Origin of the sequence: Limnobacter sp. (assembly GCF_964228395.1) — a bacterium.
In the GTDB taxonomy this organism is placed as follows: Bacteria; Pseudomonadota; Gammaproteobacteria; order Burkholderiales; family Burkholderiaceae_B; genus Limnobacter.
On the sequence record NZ_CAXQZX010000115.1, the window covers coordinates 1 to 7110 of the forward strand.

At 55.6% G+C, this 7110-nt stretch carries 6 protein-coding genes, 1 tRNA gene and 1 pseudogene; 2 read left to right on the forward strand and 6 right to left on the reverse strand.

Annotated elements, in window-relative coordinates; all coding sequences use genetic code 11:
* The 6 genes and pseudogenes from ACEQU8_RS09475 to ACEQU8_RS09500 all read right to left on the reverse strand — a co-directional run.
* Window positions 1–899: pseudogene (locus ACEQU8_RS09475) on the reverse strand (ABC transporter permease); the annotation flags it as partial.
* A 4-nt stretch (window positions 900–903) separates the two neighbouring features.
* Window positions 904–1590, reverse strand: coding sequence for an ABC transporter ATP-binding protein (locus ACEQU8_RS09480; protein WP_370263173.1), 687 nt, complete (start codon window positions 1588–1590; stop codon window positions 904–906).
* A 5-nt stretch (window positions 1591–1595) separates the two neighbouring features.
* Window positions 1596–2381: an enoyl-ACP reductase FabI gene (gene fabI, locus ACEQU8_RS09485; RefSeq protein ID WP_370263175.1), complete on the reverse strand. Its 786-nt coding sequence runs from the start codon at window positions 2379–2381 to the stop codon at window positions 1596–1598.
* Between the two features lie 85 nt (window positions 2382–2466).
* On the reverse strand, window positions 2467–3627 hold the full coding sequence (locus tag ACEQU8_RS09490; protein WP_370263176.1) for a glycosyltransferase family 4 protein: 1161 nt from the start codon (window positions 3625–3627) through the stop codon (window positions 2467–2469).
* Window positions 3628–3630: 3 nt separating this feature from the next.
* Window positions 3631–4545: a UDP-2,3-diacylglucosamine diphosphatase gene (locus ACEQU8_RS09495; RefSeq protein WP_370263177.1), complete on the reverse strand. Its 915-nt coding sequence runs from the start codon at window positions 4543–4545 to the stop codon at window positions 3631–3633.
* A gap of 113 nt (window positions 4546–4658) precedes the next feature.
* Entirely contained in the window at window positions 4659–4931 is a 273-nt protein-coding gene (locus tag ACEQU8_RS09500; RefSeq protein WP_370263178.1) for a hypothetical protein, read from the reverse strand.
* A 158-nt stretch (window positions 4932–5089) separates the two neighbouring features.
* On the opposite strand from ACEQU8_RS09500, the gene ACEQU8_RS09505 reads away from it, so the two are divergent.
* Together ACEQU8_RS09505 and thrS are read left to right on the forward strand one after the other, a co-directional pair.
* Window positions 5090–5166, forward strand: a tRNA-Val gene (locus ACEQU8_RS09505).
* A 135-nt stretch (window positions 5167–5301) separates the two neighbouring features.
* Window positions 5302–7110, forward strand: a 1809-nt coding sequence (thrS, locus tag ACEQU8_RS09510) for a threonine--tRNA ligase (protein ID WP_370263180.1), incomplete at its 3' end; no start/stop codon positions are given.

The following is a 7110-nucleotide window of genomic DNA, read 5'->3' on the forward strand; positions in this document are numbered from 1 at the left end:
GCCAGCAAGGCCCATTGCCTTGCGCGTTGGGCCACAGCCAGCATTTGCGTGGAAAAGCTTAAAAACCCGCCTGTGAGCAGGGCCACCATGGCCAATATGGATAAATTTGCCCGGTAGGCCTGCGAAACACTGGCCCCTCGACTGCCTTGGTCGGCTGGAGTTTCCAGCCTGCCCAAGGCCGCGATGTCTGGGTTATGGGCATCTATAAATGCCTGCGTGCCCACGCCCTCGCGCAGTTTTAGGTCGATGCGGCTGAGCTTACCCAGCTTGCCAAAAAAAGCCTGGACCGCGGCAATGTCACTCACGACCAACAGTTGACCAGCGCCAGCGGCGGGTACAGTGCCTGCCAGGGTCCAGTGCTGCGCCTTCCCCTCGTGCAAACTCATTAGCCTGCTGGGGGGGGCGCCATCGCCTTGTTGCAGGGCTTGCAGTAAGGCAGGGCTTACGAAGGCATTGCTGTCGTTTAGCATGGGAATGTTGCCCAAGCTGGCTTGTGCGTCTTGGTCGAATGCTTGGCCCAACAGGTTGGGTGTGACCAGTGCGGCGGTAAACAGGTCAAGGCCCAGCCAGCGCACGGGTTGGTCGAGCCCCTCAAGTTTTACCATCAGGTCGATGACTGGCGAGGCCACACCCACGTCGGGCCATTGCACAGCAGTTTCAAGCGCTGACTCTGGCAGCAATTGGCTGTGGGGCAACCACTGCACATCGGCCACACCCGCGAATTGCCGCACCCCGCTGTTGAATTGAGTCAGGGCGTGCTGGTGAATCAAATGCACAGCCAAACCCAAGCCAACCCCAACCGCAATCGCCAAGGTGGCGATGCTCCATTTTAAAGGCTGGTCTTTTAATGCGCCCAGCAACAGTTGCCAGCGCAGCCGAATTGCAACTGGCCAGCGCATGCGCTTACCGCCCAACGCTGAGGTGGTGTTGGGCCAATCGCAGTTGTTGCGCAAGGGCGCCGGCCGCGTGCGTGGAGTGGGTGACCATCACCAAACTGCTGCCCTCTTGGCTGCATGCGTTGAGCAAGACCTGCAATACCTTTTCGGCGTTGTCTTCATCGAGGTTGCCGGTGGGCTCGTCAGCCAGGATCAAGGGTGGCCGCAAAGCCAAGGCGCGGGCAATCGCCACCCGTTGTTGTTCCCCGCCGGATAGTTCTCGAGGAAAAGCATGGGCTTTGTGCGCCATGCCAACCATATTCAGCAAAGCAAGCGCGCGTTTTGCCTCAGGCTGCTTGCCTGCCAGCAAAAAGGGGAGTTCTACGTTTTGCAATGCGTTGAGGTGGGGCATCAGGTAATAGGCCTGAAATACTAAACCCACATGCGCAATGCGCAGCGCAGCCAACTTGGCTTGGGTGAGCTTGGCCAGCTGCTGACCATGCCACTGAACCGTGCCTTGGTCGGGCTGGTCCAAGCCTGCCATGAGGTGAAGCAGGGTGGATTTGCCGCTGCCCGACTCGCCCACCACAGCAAGGCTTTGCCCGCTGTTTAGGGTGAGCGAGACGTCTTCAAAAAGCCGCACCCCACCCAAGGTTTTGGATAAACCTTGCACCCGAAGCACGGGTTCATTGGCGTGGGTACTGCTGCTGGCCATGGGGCTTACTCGGCCATGCCGCTCACGACTGTGTTGTAGCCAGCGTCCACGTAGGTAATTTCGGCGGTAATACCCCGTGCAAGATCTGACAACATAAATGCGGCCACATTGCCCACATCGTCAATGGTGACATTGCGTCGAAGGGGGGCAGCTTCTTCTACCGCGTGCAAAATTTTGCCGAATCCTTTGATGCCGGCAGCAGCCAGCGTTTTGATGGGGCCTGCAGAAATACCATTGACGCGAATGCCCTTGGGGCCCAGTGACTCGGCCAGGTAACGCACCGAAGCTTCCAGTGAGGCCTTGGCCAAACCCATGGTGTTGTAGTTGGGCACCATGCGCTCTGCCCCCAGATAACTCAAGGTGAGCAGAGCGCCTTCGCGGCCCTGCATCATGGGGTAGGCTGCTTTGGCCAGCGCCGGAAAACTGTAAGCAGAAATATCATGAGCGATGCGGAAAGCTTCGCGTGAAATGCCCTCTAAAAAGTCGCCAGCAATGGCCTCACGGGGGGCAAAACCGATGGCGTGCACCAGGCCATCCAAACCATCCCAATGCTTTGCCAGTTCGGTGAACAGGTTTTCAATTTGTGCGTCTTCCGCCACATCCAAAGGAAACACCAGTTTGGAATCGAATTCGGCGGCCATTTCGGTGACCCGGTCTACAAACCGTTCAGTTTGGTAAGTGAAGGCCAGTTGTGCACCTTCACGGTGGCAGGCTTTGGCGATGCCGTAGGCAATGGACCGGTTTGATAGCAGGCCGGTGATAAGAATTTTTTTGCCAGCGAGGAATCCCACGTTGCAATGCTCCTGAGGTTGGTCTGTTTTTAATGGATGGTCTGCGCCTATTATAGGCAATTGTGACGGCCCTCAGGAGGGTAGGTCATTGCGAGCTGGTTTGCTGTTTGGCTTTGGGGCTTGAGGCTTTGCTGAGGCCCGCTGGCCGATGGTGTGCGCCCACTTGTAAACCGATGGGGGCCAGGTGCCCCAAAAATTGATTGGTGCAATTTGCCCAGGTGAATTGCCTGGCGTGTCGCTGGGGGATTTGGCGGTCTATTTTTAAGGCAGCCAGTGCGGCTTCTTGCAGATCCCAACCCAGCACCCCTGCACCACTTTGCCCCACCACATCCAGTGGACCGTTGACCGGGAAGGCCGCCACAGGGCAACCGCAGGCCATGGCCTCCAGCAACACCAAGCCAAAGGTGTCGGTTTGGCTTGGGAACACAAACACATCGGCATGCCGATACAGTTCGGCCAATGCCGCGTGATTCAGCATGCCAAACCATCGCGCATTGGGGTACGTTTTTTCCAGGGTTTTTCGGGCTGGTCCATCCCCGCCCACCCATTTTTCGCCGGGCAAATCCAGACCTAAAAAAGCCTCCAGGTTTTTTTCGATGGCCACTCGGCCTGCGTACAAAAACACTGGCTTTTGCACATGCGTCTTTTCTAAACGCTTCAACACCTCCACCTGTTGTGGATCCTCTTGTGTCAGCGCTTTGGGGCAGTAGTTGAGGTGTTTGGCCGCAGCACTGGGGGCGGGGTTGAAGCGTTGTAAATCAACGCCCCGTTGCCACAACACGCAGTTGTGAAGACCGCGACTTTGAAGGGTTTGAATCACCGATTGCGTGGGCACCATCACGGCCTTGGCGGGCTTGTGAAACCACCGGAGCAGGGCCGCAGTCAAGCGCACAGGTATGCCAGTGCGTGCTTTGACATATTCTGGGAATTGCGTGTGGTAAGCCGTGGTGAAGGGCAGCCCCTTGCGGCGTGCCAGCAGGCGCATCGCCAGGCCGATGGGACCTTCGGTGACAATGTGCACGGCATGGGGTTCAAACGTTTGTAAAGCGTGCTGCAGGCCACGCCAGGGCCACAGGGCAAGCCGAATTTCGGGGTAGGTGGGGCAGGGCACCGTTTTAAATTGACCCGGGTGAACCACCAGCACCACATGGCCTTGTTCGCGCAAATGTTTAACCACTTGGGTGAGGGTTTGCACCACGCCATTGACCTGCGGTGCCCATGCGTCGGTGGTGATCAGTATGCGCATGGTTTAACCCACCTTGGCCGCTTCAATGGCCTTTGTTTTTGTGATGATTGGGTCACGGTGGGGCCAGTGCACAATCTCGAGTGTGCCACAGGGTTTTTCAACCAGGGCGGTCAGGCTTTCTACCCAGTCTCCGTCATTGCAGTAAAGCAGGCCGTCTACCTCTTTGATTTCTGCCTTGTGGATGTGGCCACACACCACGCCGTCGTAACCTTGTTGTCTGGCCTCGTGAACCAGCGCATTTTCAAATTCAAGAATAAAATTCACCGCGTTTTTTACCTGGTGCTTTAAGTATTGAGACAGCGACCAGTACGGGTAACCCAGCTTGATGCGTACATGATTCAGCAAGCGGTTTAGCGTGAGCGCAAAGTTGTAAAGCGTGTCCCCAAGGTAAGCCAGCCATTTGGCATAGCGCACCACCTGGTCGAACTCATCGCCGTGCACAACCCATAGGCGCTTGCCATCGGCAGTGGTGTGAACGGCGCTTTCCAGAATCGGAATATCGCCAAATGTCAGCCCGGCAAACTGCCGGGCGGCTTCGTCGTGGTTGCCCGGTATAAATACCACCTTGGTGCCTTTTCGCGCTTTTCTAAGCACCTTTTGGATGACGTCATTGTGGCTTTGCGGCCAATACCAGCCTTTGCGCAACTGCCAGCCATCGATGATGTCCCCGACCAGGTACAGGGTGTCGCATTCGTTGTGTTTTAAAAAATGCAGCAGGGCACCGGCCTGGCAACCCGGCGTGCCCAGGTGAATATCCGATATCCAGATGGTGCGGTAGCGGTGATCCGCCACTTCTTGGTCTTTTATGGCTTGTGCCGAGGGTTGCAGCGCGGCGGAAGTGGGTTCAGCCTCAAGCGGGGCTTTGGCAAACAACTGCTCAATGAGGCGTTTGTTGAAGTCCAGTGAGGCTGGGCGCATTGTCGGGTTCCATGTTTTTCTCATGGAGCCCATTAAACGCGCCCACTTTGACCTTGTTGTGACAGTGCAATGACACTTTTTTTACAAACGAAGGGTTTTCGGCGCCTTGGGGGTTAGCGTTTGCCCTCCAGGCTTTTGGGTAACCACCAGGTAAAACCATAAAGCAGTGTTTTGCCGACCACCTCGGAAGCTGGCAGGTTTTTACCCTTCAAGCGCAAAAAGGCAATGGGCAGCTCTAGCGTGTGAGCCACCAACAGCATCAGCGCCAAAATCAACAAAAAAGGCATAACCAGGCTAAGCAACAAGTAGGCGGGCACCACGATCCAAAAGCCATTCATGACTTTGCGCATGGACTCAAACATTTTGGGGTTAGGGGCAGTGGTCATAAAAATAGCCTGTAGGGGTTAAGTGACAATAAGTGTTGTCAAAATTAACGTTGCCCGCTGGCTTTGTCAACTTGCTTTGGGGGTCCAATCAGCATGGTGAACGGAATGAGTTGATTGACATTCCTGGCCCGTGATGTACAATCACACCCCTTCGGCGCAGGCGCGTAGCTCAGTTGGTTAGAGCACCACCTTGACATGGTGGGGGTCGTTGGTTCGAGTCCAATCGCGCCTACCACTGCCTCAGTGGCAGGGTGAATGCGGCGCCGTTGGCCGTAAAGTTTGTTGGCCAAATTGCGAAGGCTATAAAATCGAAGTGCGGCATGCTCCGCGCTTTTTTTTTGCCCAAAATTTCATTTGAAGGTGTGTAAATATGCCAGTAGTCCGCCTGCCTGACGGCTCTGAACGCGTTTTTGAACAACCCGTGACTGTGGCCGACGTGGCTGCCAGCATTGGTCCCGGTTTGGCCAAGGCGGCCTTGGCCGGCAATGTAGATGGCAAACTGGTTGATACCTCTTACACCATTGAACACGATGCCAGCCTGGCCATCGTGACCGACAAGGACGATGACGGCCTGGACATGATTCGCCACAGCACAGCCCACTTGCTGGCCTATGCTGTTAAGGAGTTGTTTCCCACCGCGCAGGTCACCATTGGCCCTGTGATTGACGACGGTTTTTATTACGATTTTTCTTACGAGCGTGCTTTTACGCCTGAAGACCTTGAAGCCATCGAGAAGAAAATGCAGGAGCTCGCCAAGCTCGATGAGGTGGTGGTGCGCGAGGAATGGGATCGCGATGAAGCGGTCAAGTTTTTCAAAGCGCAGGGCGAAATTTACAAGGCAGAAATTATTGCCAGCATCCCCAGCAACGAAAAAATTTCCCTCTACCGCGAAGGCAAATTTATCGATTTGTGCCGGGGGCCTCACGTGCCCAGCACTGGCAAGCTAAAGCATTTCAAGTTGATGAAGGTGGCTGGGGCCTATTGGCGCGGTAACTCCAACAACGAAATGTTGCAGCGTATTTATGGTACGGCCTGGGCCAAAAAAGAAGACCTGGCTGCATACCTGCATCGCCTTGAAGAGGCCGAGAAGCGAGACCATCGCAAGTTGGGCAAGCAGCTGGATTTGTTCCACATGCAAGATGAAGCGCCGGGTTTGGTGTTTTGGCACCCCAAGGGCTGGCAAATGTGGCAGCAGGTCGAGCAGTACATGCGCAAGGTGTATGTGGACGGCGGTTACCAAGAAATTCGCTGCCCCCAGATTTTGGACCGCAAACTTTGGGAAAAATCGGGCCACTGGGAAAACTACAAAGAGAACATGTTCACCACCGAGTCGGAAAAGCGCGACTACGCCTTAAAGCCCATGAACTGCCCCGGCCACATTGAGGTGTTCAAGAGCGATCTGCGAAGCTACCGTGACCTGCCCATGCGCTATGGTGAATTTGGCGCTTGCCACCGCAACGAAAGCTCGGGCGCGCTGCATGGCATCATGCGCGTGCGCGGCTTTACTCAAGACGATGGGCATATTTTTTGTACCGAAGACCAAGTGCAAGACGAGGTGACCCGTTTTAACCAGGTCGCCATGCAGGTGTATGCCGACTTTGGTTTTAACGACATCAATGTAAAGCTTGCCTTGCGCCCAGAAGCCCGCTTGGGCACCGATGAGGTGTGGGACAAAGCTGAGGAATCCCTGCGCGCGGCTTTGCGCGCCTGCGGTGTGCAATGGACCGAGTTGCCCGGCGAGGGCGCATTTTACGGGCCCAAAATTGAATACCACATGAAAGACAGCATTGGCCGTTCTTGGCAGTGTGGCACCATCCAGGTGGACTTTATGCTGCCGGGTCGCTTGGGGGCAGAGTATGTGGCCGAAGACAGCAGCCGCAAAACCCCAGTGATGTTGCACCGTGCCATTGTGGGCTCAATGGAACGCTTCATCGGCATTTTGATTGAAAACCATGCGGGCGCCATGCCCTTGTGGCTGTCGCCCGTGCAGGTGGTGGTGGCCACCATCACCGAGGCGCACAACGACTACGCCAACACTGTGGTGCAAATGTTGAAAAAACAAGGCATTAGGGTGGAGGCTGATTTGCGTAATGAAAAGATCAATCGTAAAATCCGTGAGCACACAATGCAGAAAACCCCGTATATCGCCGTAATCGGCGATGCGGAACGTGATGCAAAC